Here is a 15,342-nt window from a genome sequence, read left to right as displayed (position 1 = left end):
GATACAAAACCCGCTGATCTGACTAAAATTGTTGTCGCAAAAGGGCCAGGATCTTATACTGGAGTTCGTATTGGTGTTACGATTGCTAAAACATTAGCTTGGTCATTGAATATCCCTCTAACAGGAGTTTCAAGTTTGGCTGTGCAAGCTGCTTCAGCAGGAAGATATTTTAATGGGTATCTTTCCCCTTTATTTGATGCCAGAAGAGGACAAGTGTATACTGGCTTATATCGTTATGAAAATGGAAAGTTAATCAATATTAGAGAAGATCAGCTGCTCCTATCGAAAAATTGGGCTGAGGAACTGACTCAGCAGCCAGAAAATATTCTATTCCTTGGAAACGATGCAGCTATTCACCGTCAGCAGATTTTGGATATCATGGGTGAACAGGCAATCTTTAGTGGTATAACGGAAATGAATCCGCGTCCTGCTGAATTAGCATTGATAGGGAAAGATATGGAGCCTGAAGATATTCATACCTTTGTACCGAACTATATTCGCTTGGCAGAAGCTGAAACAAAATGGCTGGAAGAGAATAAGAAGCAGAAGCTTTGAATAAATGGGGAAGTGTCAAAATGAATAAGTCGTTAACATTTCGGTTTATGAAGGAAGAAGACATAGAGGATGTTTTACAGATTGAACAGGCTTCCTTTACGACCCCATGGACTCGAGAGGCTTTTTATCATGAAATGACTCAAAATCGTTTTGCGGTATATGTTGTACTCGAAGAAGATGGAAAGATCATTGGCTACTGCGGCTCTTGGGTGGTTGTGGATGAAGTGCATATCACTAATGTTGCCATTCATCCTGATTACCGCGGTCAAAAGCTTGGAGAAGCATTAATGAGAAATATGATTGAAGTGGCGATTGAACTTGGTGCCGTATCAATGACACTTGAAGTGCGTGTCTCCAACCATGTTGCACAAGCACTGTACCGCAAACTTGGTTTCCAAGATGGAGGCATTCGCAAAAATTATTATACAGATCTTCAAGAAGACGCTTTAGTAATGTGGGTGAACTTATGAGTGAGCAAAATCAATGGATAATGGGAATTGAAACAAGCTGTGATGAAACAGCTGTAGCTATTGTGAAAAATGGAAAAGAGATTGTTTCGAATATCGTCTCTTCTCAAATAGAGAGTCATAAAAGATTTGGCGGCGTTGTACCTGAAATTGCCTCCAGACATCATGTTGAACAAATGACAATTGTCATTGAAGAGGCTATGAAGGAAGCAGATATCACGTTCTCTGACTTAACAGCAATTGCTGTCACGGAAGGACCTGGTCTGGTTGGTGCTCTGCTGGTTGGAGTAAATGCTGCAAAAGCTCTGGCATTTGCACATAATATTCCGCTTGTTGGTGTTCATCACATAGCAGGTCATATTTATGCGAACCGCTTATTAACAGAGATGAAATTTCCGCTGCTGTCTCTAGTCGTTTCGGGAGGACATACAGAGCTTGTGTATATGAAAGAGCACGGCCATTTCGAAGTAATTGGTGAAACACGAGATGATGCTGCTGGCGAGGCGTATGATAAAGTAGCAAGAACATTGGATCTGCCTTACCCAGGCGGACCTCATATTGACCGGCTTGCACAATTAGGCGAACCAACCATTCCGCTGCCGCGTGCATGGCTGGAAGAAGACTCATATGATTTTAGCTTTAGCGGTTTAAAATCAGCAGTTATCAACACTGTCCACAACGCAGAACAGCGTGGGGAAAAAATAGAGCCGGAAGCATTAGCTGCAAGCTTTCAGCAAAGTGTGATTGATGTACTCGTCACTAAAGCTGAAAAAGCAGCAAAGGCTTATAAGGTTAAACAAGTTTTATTAGCTGGCGGAGTGGCGGCGAATAAAGGTCTGCGTGCTGCTTTACAGGAGACATTTGAACCTCTTAAAGAGATTGAGCTGGTTATTCCTCCTTTATCATTATGTACGGATAATGCAGCGATGATTGCAGCTGCAGGCAGTATTTATTATGAAAAAGGGATAAGATCACAGTTAAATCTTAATGCTAATCCTGGTCTTGATATCTCTATCCACAATTCTTAAACAGTAGGAAAAAGTCCCTGTTCGTGCAGGGGCTATTTTTTGTGGATAAATAAACTAATTTTCAGAAAAATACAGTGAATATGTGGATAAGTGAACAACTTTTTGTGGATACTGTGGAAAAGTGTGTGGAATACTTATTTTTCAAGGATTGTTTTGTTAATAGTTTTGTGGATAAAAAAAGAACCGAGATGACAATAGTCCCGGTTCTTTTTAGAGAGAATAGATGCCTAAAGGGGGTACGATAATTAATCTGCAAGCTCAGTCCATTCTTCAAGAAGGGTTTCAAGCTCAAATTTTGCCAGATCATTATCTGTTGTTATCTTTAGTACCCTTTCATGGTCCTGATAAACCTCTGGGTCACATAAAAGCTGCTCGTATTCTTCTATTTTAAGCTCAAGCTGCTCAATTTGTTTTTCAATTTCTTCGATTCTTCTTTTTCGCTGCCGTTCCAGTTTCTTGGCTTCTTTATCTAATTGATAATTGTTTTTTTCTGCTGAAGGAGCAGAGGAAGCTGCTGAAGAAACGGAATCAAATTTTTCAAGCTCCTCTTGCTCTTTCTTTTTATCCACATAGTAATCGTAATCGCCTAAGAACTCCTCCGCACCCTCTTTTGATAATTCGATCACTTTAGAGGTGATGCGGTTAATGAAATAGCGGTCATGGGAGACAAATAAAATTGTGCCGGGATAATCAATGAGAGCATTTTCCAAAATCTCTTTACTGTCTAAGTCCAGGTGATTGGTAGGCTCGTCCAGTATTAAGAAATTCGATTTTTGCAGCATTAATTTGGCTAGAGCAAGTCGTGCTTTCTCACCGCCGCTCAAAGTTGATACTATTTTTAAGACATCATCCCCTGAAAAAAGGAAGTTACCTAAAACGGTTCGGACATCTTTTTCCGGCATAAGGGGATAATCGTCCCATAGTTCATTTAAAACACGCTTATTGGATGTAAGCTCAGCCTGCTGCTGATCATAATAACCAATCGTTACATTGGAACCGTGCATGATCTTCCCTTGTAAAGCTGGAAGATTTTCAATAATAGTTTTAAGCAAAGTAGATTTTCCAATCCCATTGGGCCCTACTAAAGCGACACTGTCTCCTCTAGTAATCCGGAATGAAAGGTTTCCAGCAACTGCTTCACCTGAATAGCCAATAGCAAGATCCATAACCTGCAGCACATCATTGCCTGATTGCCTTTCAATTTGAAAGCCGAATGATGCTGATTTCTCATCGCCAAGAGGACGATCCATTACATCCATTCTTTCTAATTGTTTACGGCGGCTCTGTGCTCTTTTGGTCGTTGAGGCACGTGCCAGGTTTCGCTGAATAAAGTCCTGAAGCTTTGAAATCTCTTCCTGCTGCTTTTCATACTGCTTCATATCACGTTCAAAATCTGCAGCTTTTTGATCTAAGTAGCGGCTGTAGTTTCCAGTAAATCTTTTGATCTGATGACGTGAGATTTCATAAACCTGCGTAACAACCTTGTCGAGGAAGTAACGGTCATGAGAAACAATTAAAATAGCTCCTTCATAGCTCTGCAGGTAAAATTCGAGCCAGGAAAGGGTCTCAATATCCAGATGGTTTGTTGGCTCATCGAGAATGAGCAAATCAGGTTTTGTTAAGAGCAGCTTTCCAAGCGCAAGCCGTGTTTTCTGTCCGCCGCTTAAGGATGAAATTTTTGTATCATATCCTAATGACTGAAAGTTCAAGCCGTGTAAAATGGAACGGATATCTGCTTCATACTGATAGCCGCCATTCTCTTTAAAACTGACTTGAAGGCGATCATACTCCTTTAAAATGCGATTATACGTTTCTTCGTTGCTCATTGCGTTAGGATCAGACATTTTTTCTTCCAACGAACGCAATTCTTTTTCTTGCTGCTGTAAGGAAGCAAAAACGGTGAGCATTTCATCCCAAATTGTCAGTTCAGATTCAAGACCTGTATTTTGCGCCAAATAGCCAATTTCTACTTCCTTAGGCTTCATGATTTCCCCGCTGTCATAAGAAATATGGCCAGCGATTATTTTTAATAAAGTCGATTTTCCTGCTCCATTACGTCCGACGAGCGCAATGCGGTCTCTTGTTTGTACTTCCATTTTTATATTCGTTAAAATTGGATCAGCACCGAAGCTTTTATTGAGCTGATTAACTTGTAATAGTATCATGATTTTTCACCTCTATAGTATAAGACAAGTGTATCGTATTCCGCTTAGGTTCGGCAATAAACCGGCGTTATTTGAAGAAATTTGCAAATAAATATGTGAATATGAATACAAACTATACACAAATGCACCTAAAATAGTGTATGATTCTGTTGTGAGGTGTTAGTATATGGGAGATTTAACGCATTTTAATGAAGAAGGCAGAGCTAAGATGGTTGATATTGGCGAAAAAGCCGAAACCGTTCGCACAGCAATTGCCCATTCAAGTATAAAAGTAAATGAGGTCATATACGACAAGATTACGTCTAACAGTATGAAAAAAGGAGACGTATTAGCCGTTGCACAAGTTGCCGGGATTATGGCAAGCAAGAAAACATCTGACATTATTCCAATGTGCCACCCAATAATGCTGACAAGTGTGGACATTTCATTCGAATGGAAGCTGACAGATTCCGACTATATCCTGCAAATTACGGCAACTGCCAAAACAAAAGGCAGCACAGGTGTTGAAATGGAAGCGTTAACAGCCGCATCAGCTTGTGCATTGACTGTATATGATATGTGTAAGGCCGTCGATAAAGGGATGATCATAGGGGAAACCTATCTACTAGAAAAAAAAGGCGGCAAAAACGGGGATTTTAAAAGAACGGAGTAGGACGGAGAATACGGAGGTACAATGATGTCAACAGAACAAACCAAGATTCCGCAGGCAACGGCAAAACGATTACCGTTGTATTATCGATTTTTAAAAAATCTTCATTCATCAGGTAAGCTTCGGGTGTCGTCTGCAGAATTAAGTGATGCTGTAAAAGTTGATTCTGCCACGATCAGAAGAGATTTTTCTTATTTTGGGGCACTTGGTAAAAAAGGATATGGCTACAATGTGAATTACCTGCTGTCCTTTTTTAGAAAAACGCTCGACCAAGATGAAGTAACAAAGGTTGGTTTAATTGGTGTTGGTAATCTGGGGACTGCTTTATTAAACTATAACTTCTTGAAAAACAACAATACAAAAATTGAAGTGGGCTTTGATGTTTCTCCTGATAAGGTGAATCAAAAAATTGGGGATGTATTCGTTTATCATATGGACGAGCTTGAAAAGGTTATTGAAGAAAATGACATCCAAGTTGTGATTTTAACTGTACCTTCACAGCATGCCCAAACGATTACAGATAGAATTTCACAAAGTACAGTAAAAGGAATCTTAAACTTTACTCCTGCTAGATTAACTGTGCCTCCAGCAATTAGGGTTCACCATATTGACTTAGCCGTGGAATTGCAATCATTAATTTATTTCCTAAAACATTACCCGGCAGATATGTAGGAACCTTGAGGAGTCATATCTCTTTCATAATAAAAACAAAAATGAGCCATATGCTGGCTCATTTTTTGTTTTCAAGATTTTTAAGTTTAAAGTGGAAGCTGATCATTTTAAGGCCAGCTCCAATATCAAAGGTGGCAATAATTATGAGAAGATTTGTCATGAAGCCCCAATCTCCGTTTTGCTGAAGACTTTGAATGGCAATGTAGACAAAAAGAATGCCAAGGATTAAATAAACAATGCCTGAAAACAGAGGTGACCTTCTCATAGAAACCCTCCAATAAATGCTGCCATTTGTTCCATTTCCTCCAGCCAGTTTTCAATTCTTTCCATATTCAGCTGCATAATGACCACAAGTGAATTCATAGCAACGTGCGCAAAGATCGGCACAAGGATCCGCTTTGTTTTTACATATAGAAAGGCAAACGTGAAACCCATCGCTGAATAGAGAAGCAGATGTTCAAATTCAGTATGTGCAGCCGCGAAAATAACAGAGCTTAGCAGCGCTGATATGAAAAAATTGAAGCGTTTATGCAGACTGCCGAAAATAATCTTCCGGAAAATGATTTCCTCCAAAATGGGTCCAATAATCGACACGACAATAATAACGATTGAAGACGTTTCAATAATGCTCATAATTTGCTGTGTGTTTTCTGAACCCATTTCAATGCCAATCATATATTCAATATTTGCAGCAACAGACTGTGCAATCAGAGCTAAAAACACACCGCCAATCGCCCAGGCTATCGATTTTACAACGGATGATTGCTCAGATAAACTCCGCTCCACTTTCATATCCTTTCTCAACAGGAAAAGAATGAAGATGAGCGCAAGAGAAAAGCTAATCACAAGCCAAGAAGACACGGCCGTACCTTCATCCATTCTAGTGCCAGTTATAAGCTCACTTCCAAACACCATAAGCGGCAAGCCGACAATTGATGAAAGCTGCATGGCAATATAAACAATTAAAATAATCCAGTATTCTTTTTTCAAATGATGATCTCCCTTATGACATAGAATCAAGCATATGCTCTTTCAACCATTTTACTCATAAAGAGGGGGTACTTTCAAATAGAAGGGTACCCTGACCAGTCTTTGTGCATAAAAAGAATGGGAATGTATATAATGAAGAGGTTGCCAGAAATGGATCTCTCTATACTCTGGCACAGGCAATAATAGACTTCCTTTTTAAGACAAAAATTTTTTATGAAAAATACAGCATCATGCTTGCAAATAAAAGTCAGAACTATTAATATAATAAATGTGTTAGCACTCAAGTCGATAGAGTGCTAATAAATAAATCACTACATAATGATTGAGGAGGTTGTTTCACTTGTTAAAGCCACTAGGTGATCGAATTATTATCGAGCTTGTTGAAACTGAAGAAAAAACTGCAAGCGGTATCGTGCTTCCAGACTCTGCAAAGGAAAAGCCGCAAGAAGGCAAAGTCGTAGCGGTTGGTACTGGACGCGTGCTTGAAAATGGTGAGCGTGTTGCATTGGAAGTTGCTGATGGCGACCGCATTATCTTCTCAAAATATGCTGGAACTGAAGTTAAATACGAAGGCAAAGAATATTTAATTCTTCGTGAAAACGATATTCTTGCAGTAATCGGATAAATCAAAAATAGACTTAGACTTATATTACTTTAAAATCTTTGAGGAGGTTATTACAAATGGCAAAAGAGATTAAATTCAGTGAAGAAGCTCGCCGCTCTATGCTGCGCGGGGTTGATACACTTGCAGATGCAGTAAAAGTAACTCTTGGACCAAAAGGACGCAACGTGGTTCTTGAGAAAAAATTCGGTTCTCCGTTAATTACAAATGACGGTGTGACAATCGCGAAAGAAATCGAACTTGAAGATGCATTCGAAAACATGGGTGCAAAACTTGTTGCAGAAGTAGCAAGCAAAACAAATGATGTTGCTGGTGACGGTACGACAACTGCAACGGTTCTTGCTCAAGCAATGATCCGTGAAGGTCTTAAAAACGTAACAGCTGGTGCAAACCCAATGGGTATCCGCAAAGGAATCGAAAAAGCGACTCTAACAGCTGTTGAAGAATTAAAAGCTATTTCTAAGCCAATCGAAGGCAAAGAGTCCATTGCACAGGTTGCTGCAATCTCTGCTGCTGACGAAGAAGTTGGTCAATTAATCGCTGAAGCAATGGAGCGCGTTGGCAACGATGGCGTTATCACAATTGAAGAATCTAAAGGCTTCACAACTGAGCTTGATGTGGTTGAAGGTATGCAATTTGACCGCGGATATGCATCAGCATACATGGTAACTGACACAGATAAAATGGAAGCTGTTTTAGAAAATCCATATATCTTAATCACTGACAAGAAAATCTCCAGCATCCAAGAGGTTCTTCCTGTACTTGAGCAAGTTGTACAGCAAGGAAAGCCATTATTGCTTGTTGCTGAAGATGTAGAAGGAGAAGCACTTTCTACTCTTGTTGTAAACAAACTTCGCGGCACATTCAACGCTGTTGCTGTTAAAGCTCCTGGCTTCGGTGACCGCCGTAAAGCAATGCTTGAAGATATCGCAATTCTAACTGGCGGTGAAGTGATCACTGAAGAGCTTGGCCGTGACCTGAAATCTGCTGGTATTGACGCACTAGGACGCGCTTCTAAAGTGGTTGTTACAAAAGAAAACACAACAATCGTGGAAGGTGCTGGAGACAGCGCGCAAATCCTTGGCCGCGTAAACCAAATCCGCACTCAAATGGACGAAACAACGTCTGAATTTGACCGCGAAAAATTACAAGAGCGCCTTGCTAAATTAGCTGGCGGTGTAGCAGTCGTGAAAGTCGGCGCTGCAACTGAAACTGAACTAAAAGAGCGCAAACTTCGCATCGAAGACGCCCTAAACTCTACTCGTGCAGCAGTAGAAGAAGGTATCGTTTCCGGTGGTGGAGTTGCCCTTCTAAACGTATACAACAAAGTGGCTGAGCTTCAAGCAGAAGGCGACGAAGCAACAGGCATCAACATCGTTCTTCGTGCTATGGAAGAACCAGTTCGCACAATCGCACACAACGCAGGCCTTGAAGGATCTGTTATCGTTGACCGCTTAAAGCGCGAAGACGTAGGCACAGGCTTCAACGCAGCAACAGGCGCTTGGGTTAACATGATCGATGCTGGTATCGTAGACCCAACGAAAGTAACTCGTTCTGCACTTCAAAACGCAGCATCTGTTGCAGCTATGTTCTTAACAACAGAAGCTGTAGTAGCTGACAAGCCAGAAGAAAACGCTGGCGGCGGAATGCCTGATATGGGCGGTATGGGTGGAATGGGCGGCATGATGTAATAAGCCGCCTCACCCCTTGGTTAAAGGGTTTTGCTAACAAAATGCTAACATCAGATATATAAAAGAAGCTTCTCATTAGTTGATAAAACCTTTGAGAAGCTTCTTTTTTCATTTTCTTCTTTATAATTACTTAATTGGTTATTTCAGTCTTGTAGTATAATAGGGCTATATTTCTATTAGGAGTGTTTCTATTGGATGGACAGATATTAGCTAACAGCTTAGTTACATTAAAAGGAACAGATCTTAGAATGGTCTATGCATTATTACTCAAAACGAATATTGGTCATCTTTTAACGTCAAAGACAAAAGATGTTATAGCTAAGTTATCTAAAGAAGAAAGTGATAACTTTACATATCATTTAGAGCAAGAAGTAAATAAGCTCAGAAATGTGGAAGATCAAGTTCTTCAAGTTGATTTATTTCTTGAAATGACAAGGTTATTGAAATTAAGAGGAACGAAATACACATTAGAGAAAGAAATCGTGGACCAATCTATATTAATTGTAAACGACGTTTATCAGCAATTATTAAAACAAGATAAGCAATTTAAACGCTTCGCAGAAAATGAATTACATTCATCAAATTTACAACAGATGATTAAATTCCAAATGAGTAAGTTATTTAATGAACTTGATAATAGCTTTAAGGATTTTAATATTGAAGATCAAACGAAATTTGCTTCACAAGTCAATGAATATATACAAAGTTTACCCGAAGAAAAGCAGTCGAAAATTAAGAAAAAGCTTGGTGTTGATGACCTAACGGATGAAATGGTTCGTAAGGCAATAGCAACCAGCGGGTCAAGTATTGTGTTCGCTATAATTGTTGAGGTTAGTGGGTTTGCCTTCTACACTACCGCAACATCTTTACTTGCTTCATTTGCTGGCCTTTTTGGTATCACTCTCCCATTTGGTATTTATACAGGATTGACATCTACCATAGCTGTATTGGCTAACCCATTATTCATAGTCCCGGTCCTGCTAGGTGGCGGTGCGTTACTTGTGAACCATCAAAATAAATCGTTAAAGAAAAAACTTATGCCTATTATCGTCATGCAAATTACACTGCCTTTTATGAGTGGGGGAGCTGATGAAGTTTCTTTCGAGTTATTTATGACCGAATGGAATCGGCGTTTCAATGAGTATTGTAAGTTACAAATAGAATTAAAAAATGAAGATGCAGAAGAACTGAAGTTACAAAGCAATATTAGAAAAACAAAAGGACAAATAAGTAATATAAATTCATCAATTTATAAAGAGGAACTACAAATACGTATTGAGAAGCAACAGATTTTTAATGCTCTGAAGTCTAGCAATCTAGAAGATTTGGATATAAATGAGGCTTTTCGAAAAAATAGAAGAGAATACTGGGATGTTAATGATCAGATAGTATCTCTACAGCAGGCGAAAAAAGTAGATGCTGTTAATGATAGTTTTTTTAGGAGAATAGGGAATAAAGTTTCAAATTTGGGTACAACTTTTGATATTAAAAGCGAAGAGAAGAAAATGGAAAAGTATCTATATTTAATGGTTGAAGATGTATTAAAGTCAACTAGTCCTTTCAAAAAACTAGAACGGGAAAGGGTTCAAGCTAGTACCATGAATCTTATAGAATTACATCAATCTAAAAATGAAAAAGTGACATACAAAAATAGTCTGGAATCCTTATTAAAGCAGGTTAGTCAAAATCAGAGCAGCATTAGGCAGGATATTAAGGCAATGGAAAAACAGAATTATGGACTCCAACATCTAAATGCATCTACACAACAACTACTGCCTGCGAGTGAAGAGGAGTAACTGTATGAGTATATTGAATAAACGTTTCTGGGATTATTGGAAAAACGGAAAATATGAGGATGCTCTACGTTGCGCAGTAGAGGAAGAAAAAGATCAAAAGCAAAATAGACTGCAAACAATGTTATTTGGTACGCCGGAACAACTAAAACAGACAGGTGCAATTACAGCAGTTAGTGCTGGTGAGTTTATTTATGACCTTATAATGATAAATTCTACTGTAGTAAAGGGGCTTGATTTTGCTAGAACAGAAGATTTGTCTTCTCTATTTACATTAAGCCAGTTCTCTAGTCAAATTGATACAACGGTTTTAACTGGAGATATGGCCCAGCTACAAGGATATGTTGGGGAACAAATGATAGCTGCTGAATTACAAGCCAAGGGGCATGACGTAGAGTTTCCAGAGAAATCGAATAACCCAGGTTGGGATCTATTAGTTGATGGCCAGCCCTTCCAAGTAAAGAATTTAGCTAATCCTAATGGGGTAAGAGAACATCTGGAAACATATCCAGACATTCCAGTTTATGTGAATGCAGAACTTGCACCTTATTTTGAAGGGAATCCGAATGTCTATGTTTCTAACATTTCTAGGGATGAAGTGATAGAAGCAACATCTACAACGCTAACACATGCTGATGATTTATTAGATTTTGAGATTCCTTTGATTGCAGCAGGTGTAAGTTCCATTTATAACATAAAGAGGGTTTGGAAAGATGATGTAGCAATTAACCAAGCCGTCTTTAATATAGTGAGCGATACATCTTCAAAAGTAGTATTAGGGGCATTAGGACAAAAAGCTGGAATTGTAGCTGGGACGATGTTGTTTGGACCCGCTGGAGGTATTACTGGAGCTATGTTTGGTGCATTCGCTGGAGCAAGTCAAGGTGGTAGATTATCTAATGGGATTAGACGAGTATTCTCTAAAAAGCAGGAGAAAGAACTAAATGAAGCGATGGATGATTTGATCACAAAAGTGATAACTCAAATCGATCAAAAGCTTCATATTAAAAAGGGGAAAGTAGAAAAGTTAAGGGAAGAAATGATTAGTTCTAAAGCTAATAATGCTGTTTGGGCAGATGTTGAACGACGTTATAAAGATGAAGTAGCTTACCTTATTAATAGAAAAGAAGAATTAAATACTATAAATGAATCGATTAAAAAAGGGTCAACGCTTGTCATGGATGTACTCCCTAATGTGATGGCAACTATTACTAAATGTGGTGTTCACTCTTTTCACCTTCAGAATGAGATAAAGAGATTACAACAAAAAACCAATCAATATAAGAATAAAATTTAATTAAGAAAAAGGTAACTCAGCAATTTGAGTTACCTATAAATTGTAGCTTGTTCTGTTAGGAATGGGATAACTTTTTCCTTAAATAAGTCTTCACTTAAATTTGTTTGTGTATTATTCATAATTTGTAATATTTCATTAGAAACGAGATTTGAGATTGAATTACCGTATTGCTCAAAATATAATTTAAAAATGCGCAATTCAATTTCTATACGACTTTTATAACGTACTGGATCCACCCTGTTAAATAGAAATGAACATATTAAATGATAAATGGCTTTCTTGTTAATATCATCTTCTACTTTTAAGAAATGTAAGAAAGCGTATGCTAAGTGAGTGGTATTTAGATAAAGTTCTTTATATTTATAAGTGTTAAGCAAAGCATTAATGATTGGCAGAATTTCATGTTTTGATAGTGATTCATTAGAGAAGTCAGTTTTTTGAAATAATAGTATCGCTTTAGCGGTTTCGGTATAGAGGTTATGTATATTTTCCTTTTGTGACATCTCATATATGTAGCTCATGTTTTCGTAAACAATATCATAGTTTTTTTCTTTCCATTCTTCCAGACTTTCTTCATATATGTCTTTATCCGTTGTTTCTTCACTAAATAAGAAACGGATTTTTTTAAAAATACTTTTGAAAGCAAAGAATAAAACTATAACTAACGCCAAAGTAAATATAAAGGTTGATAGATTGCTCATTATGAAATCAGTAATCCTAAGAAGTTTTTCTTTATATTCCCCTACATAGGGTATAATTATAGTTAATATAAAGTTAAATAAAATTAATACTAATGATATTAATAATACATATTTTATGAAGTAAATTGATCGTTCTTTAATTAATTCACTGTTAAACACTAAAAAACCTCCTCATGAATATTATAAAAGAAGAATGGTGATTTGACATGAAAAAAGATATTATCTTTTTTAAATTGATAGCAAAACAAAAGTCCATCATACCTATTGTATTATTAACTTCTATTGGTATGGGAATATTACATAGAAACATTGAAAATAGTTTACTACTCAATATTACTTGGGCATTGATACTCTCAGGAGTAATATTACTCCTTAATCAAAAAGCACTAATAAATTGGGGGAATAAACCATTATTTCAGAAGATAAAAGAAGGTAGCTTAATTTTATTTGGGAGTTTCCTAGTCCTCTTAATTCCAATACATATAATTGTAATGATTGGTTTGTTTCTTGTACAGATTTATCTTGTAACAGTTCTCTCTGAGTCTGGTGATGAATCAACCCCATTTATTAAGAGGAGATTTACTGCGGTTAGACTTTCTGATGAAGAAAGAAAAAACTTTAATATAAGTCAAAAGTTAAATTATCCCGAACCAGATTCTGAAATAGAGCTAGCAATCATGCAGAATGAATTAAAAATGCAAGAAATTTTGCAGGCAAAAGAGGATCTTGAAAAACATATCTTTAACAAGGAATCAGAGATACAAAAGATGCAGTCTGTCATGGAAAATAGTCAAGATTACAAATATATTAAGTCGTTGAAGGAGACTATTGAAAAGACAGAAAAGGAAAAAGATAATTTAGTAAACAAAAGAGCTAAATTAATGCATGATAAACAATCCTTGGAAGAGCAGTTATATATTCAAAAGATCAAGTTAGATAAGCAACAACTGATAACCGAAAAATTAAAAAAGGAGCAAATTGAACTTAAAGAAGACCTACAGAAGAAAAAAGAAAATCTATTAATGGAACAAAAGAAAAAAGATAAATTGGAATTAAAGCAAAAACGTTTATCGGATACCTTAAATGAAAGATATAAGGAAATACAGGCATTAAATAAAGTAAGAAATAATCTTGAAAATGAAAAAAGAAAGACTTATAAAGAGATAAATGAGATAACTGACGAATTAAATAAAACAAGAGAAAAACAAAAAAAGTATGAGGAAGACCTTGATACGGTAAAAAGGGAAAATGAGAAGCTTAGGAATAATTATAAAGAAGAAAAAGAAAAAATACAGCTAGAATTAGAGAAGTTATCAAAACAAAAAGAAGCAATTGAGCAGAGTTATACTGAAACTTCCATAAAACTAAGTAATACTGAAAACCAGAACCTTTCTTATCGTAAAGAAAAAGAACAGTTAAGTAAAGACGTTGATTATTTACAAAGAGAAGTTAGTAAACTTTCTGAAGAACAAAGGTTTGAGTTAGAAGATAAACAGAAGCGCATCTCTGAACTGGAGTTATTGATTGCTGAAAAGGCAAAAAATGAAGAAATATATAACTTGAAATTACAAACTATCAAAGAGGAAAAAGAAAAAGTACAAAGTGATTATGAGCTTTATAGGGAAATAAAAGAGCAGGAACTATACAGACTTAAAGTGAAAATAGATTTTAAAGATAAACAGGAAGGCTTGTTGAAAGATGAGTTGAATGATTATAAAGAATCTTTAGAAGCACTGAAAAGTAGTGAAGAAAATTTGGTTTTTGAGATAGGTACTCTTAATTCAAAAATAGAAACCAAAAATAAAGAAGTGTTTGATTACAAACAACAACTTGAAACACTAGAGTATGATAAAAAGCAATTAGAAAAAAAGCACTATGAAAATCAGAAAGAAATTGAAGCCCTCTCGGAAGTCTTAGAGGAGTATAAAAACGGAAAAGAACAAATACTAAAAGAAGTTGATATAAAAGAGAAAATAATTGTAACCTTAGCAAGAGATACACAGATATTAATTCATGAAACAAGGGAACTAAAAGAAAGAATTGATGAGAAGGAAAAAGAAATTAATGAAAATTGGGACCTGATTAATAGTATAGATGAAGAAAATAAAGAATTAAATGACAAGAGATTTGCCTTTATAGAAAAGCAACAAAAAATAGAAGAATTAGAGGCTACAGTAATTGCTTTAAATGGTGAAAAAGAAGGGTTATTGTCAGAATACAGGAAATTGAAATCCGATGTTCAGCAAGCTGTTGCGCCTTATCCAACCCCCAGAGTAATATTAACTAGTAAGGCAGAGTTGAAATTTAGGTTTAAAGAACTTTATTCAGAACTATCTTTTAGTGAGTCATTTGTTAATAGCGTTAAGAAACTTAATAAAAAGGAACAAGTATCTATAGAAAAGCAACTGCTCTATCTGAATTTTGATTCAGAGAAATTAAAAAAGAGACCGAATAGTATTATTATAAATAAAGGATCTGCTGTCGAAGAATATGAATACGAACAAAAAGATCGTAAAGGAATAGGGACAGGGAGAATCTATGTTAGGGGTAAACGTATAATTGCATTAAGTACCGATAAAGAGGAACAAACTAGAGTAATACAGAAAATAAAATCTGGTGAATTAAATTAGTTTTTCAATTAATAGGTTTTTATAGCTTTTACCGCAATTTTTGTACATCTTCTTAACGATATTACACTCTCAATGTTACTGG

14 protein-coding genes (1 of these 14 only partly in view) are annotated in these 15,342 nt (G+C 36.6%); 10 read left to right on the top strand and 4 right to left on the bottom strand.

Features of this window, described 5'->3' with window-relative positions; all coding sequences use genetic code 11:
* The 3 genes in view from tsaB to tsaD are tightly spaced (at most 20 nt apart) and all read left to right on the top strand, a layout consistent with a single transcriptional unit that may run on beyond the window.
* A protein-coding gene (gene tsaB / locus B7E07_RS21150; protein ID WP_080848780.1) for a tRNA (adenosine(37)-N6)-threonylcarbamoyltransferase complex dimerization subunit type 1 TsaB crosses the window boundary here: on the top strand, positions 1-555 show its 3' portion. It extends 150 nt beyond the left edge of the window; 555 of the gene's 705 nt are visible here — the last part of the coding sequence; the start codon falls outside the window, past its left edge; the stop codon is at positions 553-555.
* 20 nt (positions 556-575) lie between these two features.
* Entirely contained in the window at positions 576-1,025 is a 450-nt protein-coding gene (rimI, locus tag B7E07_RS21145; protein WP_080848779.1) for a ribosomal protein S18-alanine N-acetyltransferase, read from the top strand.
* Positions 1,022-2,050, top strand: coding sequence for a tRNA (adenosine(37)-N6)-threonylcarbamoyltransferase complex transferase subunit TsaD (gene tsaD, locus B7E07_RS21140; protein WP_080848778.1), 1,029 nt, complete (start codon positions 1,022-1,024; stop codon positions 2,048-2,050). The genes rimI and tsaD overlap by 4 nt, the downstream gene beginning before the upstream one ends.
* Before the next feature lie 245 nt (positions 2,051-2,295).
* Here tsaD and B7E07_RS21135 read toward each other — a convergent pair whose 3' ends face one another.
* Positions 2,296-4,215 carry an ABC-F family ATP-binding cassette domain-containing protein gene (locus B7E07_RS21135; RefSeq protein ID WP_080848777.1) on the bottom strand — a complete coding sequence of 640 codons (1,920 nt, stop codon included), beginning with the start codon at positions 4,213-4,215 and terminating at the stop codon, positions 2,296-2,298.
* 166 nt (positions 4,216-4,381) lie between these two features.
* Here B7E07_RS21135 and moaC point away from each other — a divergent pair, with 166 nt between their 5' ends.
* Entirely contained in the window at positions 4,382-4,867 is a 486-nt protein-coding gene (gene moaC / locus B7E07_RS21130) for a cyclic pyranopterin monophosphate synthase MoaC (RefSeq protein ID WP_080848776.1), read from the top strand.
* 24 nt (positions 4,868-4,891) lie between these two features.
* The gene (locus B7E07_RS21125; protein ID WP_080848775.1) at positions 4,892-5,536 is read left to right on the top strand and encodes a redox-sensing transcriptional repressor Rex; all 645 of its coding nucleotides are present in this window, start codon (positions 4,892-4,894) and stop codon (positions 5,534-5,536) included.
* Between the two features lie 58 nt (positions 5,537-5,594).
* Here the strand turns inward: B7E07_RS21125 and B7E07_RS21120 are convergent, their stop codons facing one another.
* Both B7E07_RS21120 and B7E07_RS21115 read right to left on the bottom strand, forming a co-directional pair.
* On the bottom strand, positions 5,595-5,801 hold the full coding sequence (locus B7E07_RS21120; RefSeq protein ID WP_080848774.1) for a YdiK family protein: 207 nt from the start codon (positions 5,799-5,801) through the stop codon (positions 5,595-5,597).
* Positions 5,798-6,526 (bottom strand): CPBP family intramembrane glutamic endopeptidase, encoded by a 729-nt coding sequence (locus tag B7E07_RS21115; protein WP_080848773.1) that lies wholly within the window; start codon positions 6,524-6,526, stop codon positions 5,798-5,800. Before B7E07_RS21115 ends, B7E07_RS21120 begins: the two co-directional genes overlap by 4 nt.
* 340 nt (positions 6,527-6,866) lie before the next feature.
* Here B7E07_RS21115 and groES point away from each other — a divergent pair, with 340 nt between their 5' ends.
* The 4 genes from groES (at position 6,867) to B7E07_RS21095 (ending at position 11,929) form a co-directional block, all read left to right on the top strand.
* Complete coding sequence (gene groES, locus B7E07_RS21110) at positions 6,867-7,151, top strand: co-chaperone GroES (protein WP_066450589.1); 285 nt, start codon at positions 6,867-6,869, stop codon at positions 7,149-7,151.
* Between the two features lie 56 nt (positions 7,152-7,207).
* Positions 7,208-8,839 (top strand): chaperonin GroEL, encoded by a 1,632-nt coding sequence (gene groL / locus B7E07_RS21105; RefSeq protein WP_080848772.1) that lies wholly within the window; start codon positions 7,208-7,210, stop codon positions 8,837-8,839.
* A 191-nt stretch (positions 8,840-9,030) separates the two neighbouring features.
* Positions 9,031-10,635, top strand: coding sequence for a hypothetical protein (locus B7E07_RS21100; RefSeq protein WP_080848771.1), 1,605 nt, complete (start codon positions 9,031-9,033; stop codon positions 10,633-10,635).
* Between the two features lie 4 nt (positions 10,636-10,639).
* On the top strand, positions 10,640-11,929 hold the full coding sequence (locus B7E07_RS21095; RefSeq protein WP_080848770.1) for a hypothetical protein: 1,290 nt from the start codon (positions 10,640-10,642) through the stop codon (positions 11,927-11,929).
* A 29-nt stretch (positions 11,930-11,958) separates the two neighbouring features.
* Here B7E07_RS21095 and B7E07_RS21090 read toward each other — a convergent pair whose 3' ends face one another.
* Positions 11,959-12,789 (bottom strand): hypothetical protein, encoded by an 831-nt coding sequence (locus B7E07_RS21090; RefSeq protein ID WP_080848769.1) that lies wholly within the window; start codon positions 12,787-12,789, stop codon positions 11,959-11,961.
* Between the two features lie 47 nt (positions 12,790-12,836).
* Between B7E07_RS21090 and B7E07_RS21085 the strand changes: the two genes are divergently transcribed.
* Entirely contained in the window at positions 12,837-15,260 is a 2,424-nt protein-coding gene (locus B7E07_RS21085; RefSeq protein WP_080848768.1) for a coiled-coil domain-containing protein, read from the top strand.
* Positions 15,261-15,342: the final 82 nt, after the last annotated feature.

The organism is Cytobacillus gottheilii (assembly GCF_900166665.1).
GTDB classification, from domain to species: domain Bacteria; phylum Bacillota; class Bacilli; order Bacillales; family Cytobacillaceae; genus Cytobacillus; species Cytobacillus gottheilii_A.
Note: the sequence above shows the minus strand (reverse complement) of the source record. Positions and strands in the feature narration are given on the sequence as shown.

What these genes read in the sequence shown, in the direction of transcription:
- moaC (WP_080848776.1), top strand. Translation starts at nt 4,382, where the DNA reads ATGGGAGATTTAACGCATTTTAATGAAGAAGGCAGAGCTAAGATGGTT.
- rimI (WP_080848779.1), top strand. Translation starts at nt 576, where the DNA reads ATGAATAAGTCGTTAACATTTCGGTTTATGAAGGAAGAAGACATAGAG.
- tsaD (WP_080848778.1), top strand. Translation starts at nt 1,022, where the DNA reads ATGAGTGAGCAAAATCAATGGATAATGGGAATTGAAACAAGCTGTGAT.
- B7E07_RS21120 (WP_080848774.1), bottom strand. Translation starts at nt 5,801, where the DNA reads ATGAGAAGGTCACCTCTGTTTTCAGGCATTGTTTATTTAATCCTTGGC.
- B7E07_RS21135 (WP_080848777.1), bottom strand. Translation starts at nt 4,215, where the DNA reads ATGATACTATTACAAGTTAATCAGCTCAATAAAAGCTTCGGTGCTGAT.
- B7E07_RS21085 (WP_080848768.1), top strand. Translation starts at nt 12,837, where the DNA reads ATGAAAAAAGATATTATCTTTTTTAAATTGATAGCAAAACAAAAGTCC.
- groL (WP_080848772.1), top strand. Translation starts at nt 7,208, where the DNA reads ATGGCAAAAGAGATTAAATTCAGTGAAGAAGCTCGCCGCTCTATGCTG.
- B7E07_RS21095 (WP_080848770.1), top strand. Translation starts at nt 10,640, where the DNA reads ATGAGTATATTGAATAAACGTTTCTGGGATTATTGGAAAAACGGAAAA.
- B7E07_RS21125 (WP_080848775.1), top strand. Translation starts at nt 4,892, where the DNA reads ATGTCAACAGAACAAACCAAGATTCCGCAGGCAACGGCAAAACGATTA.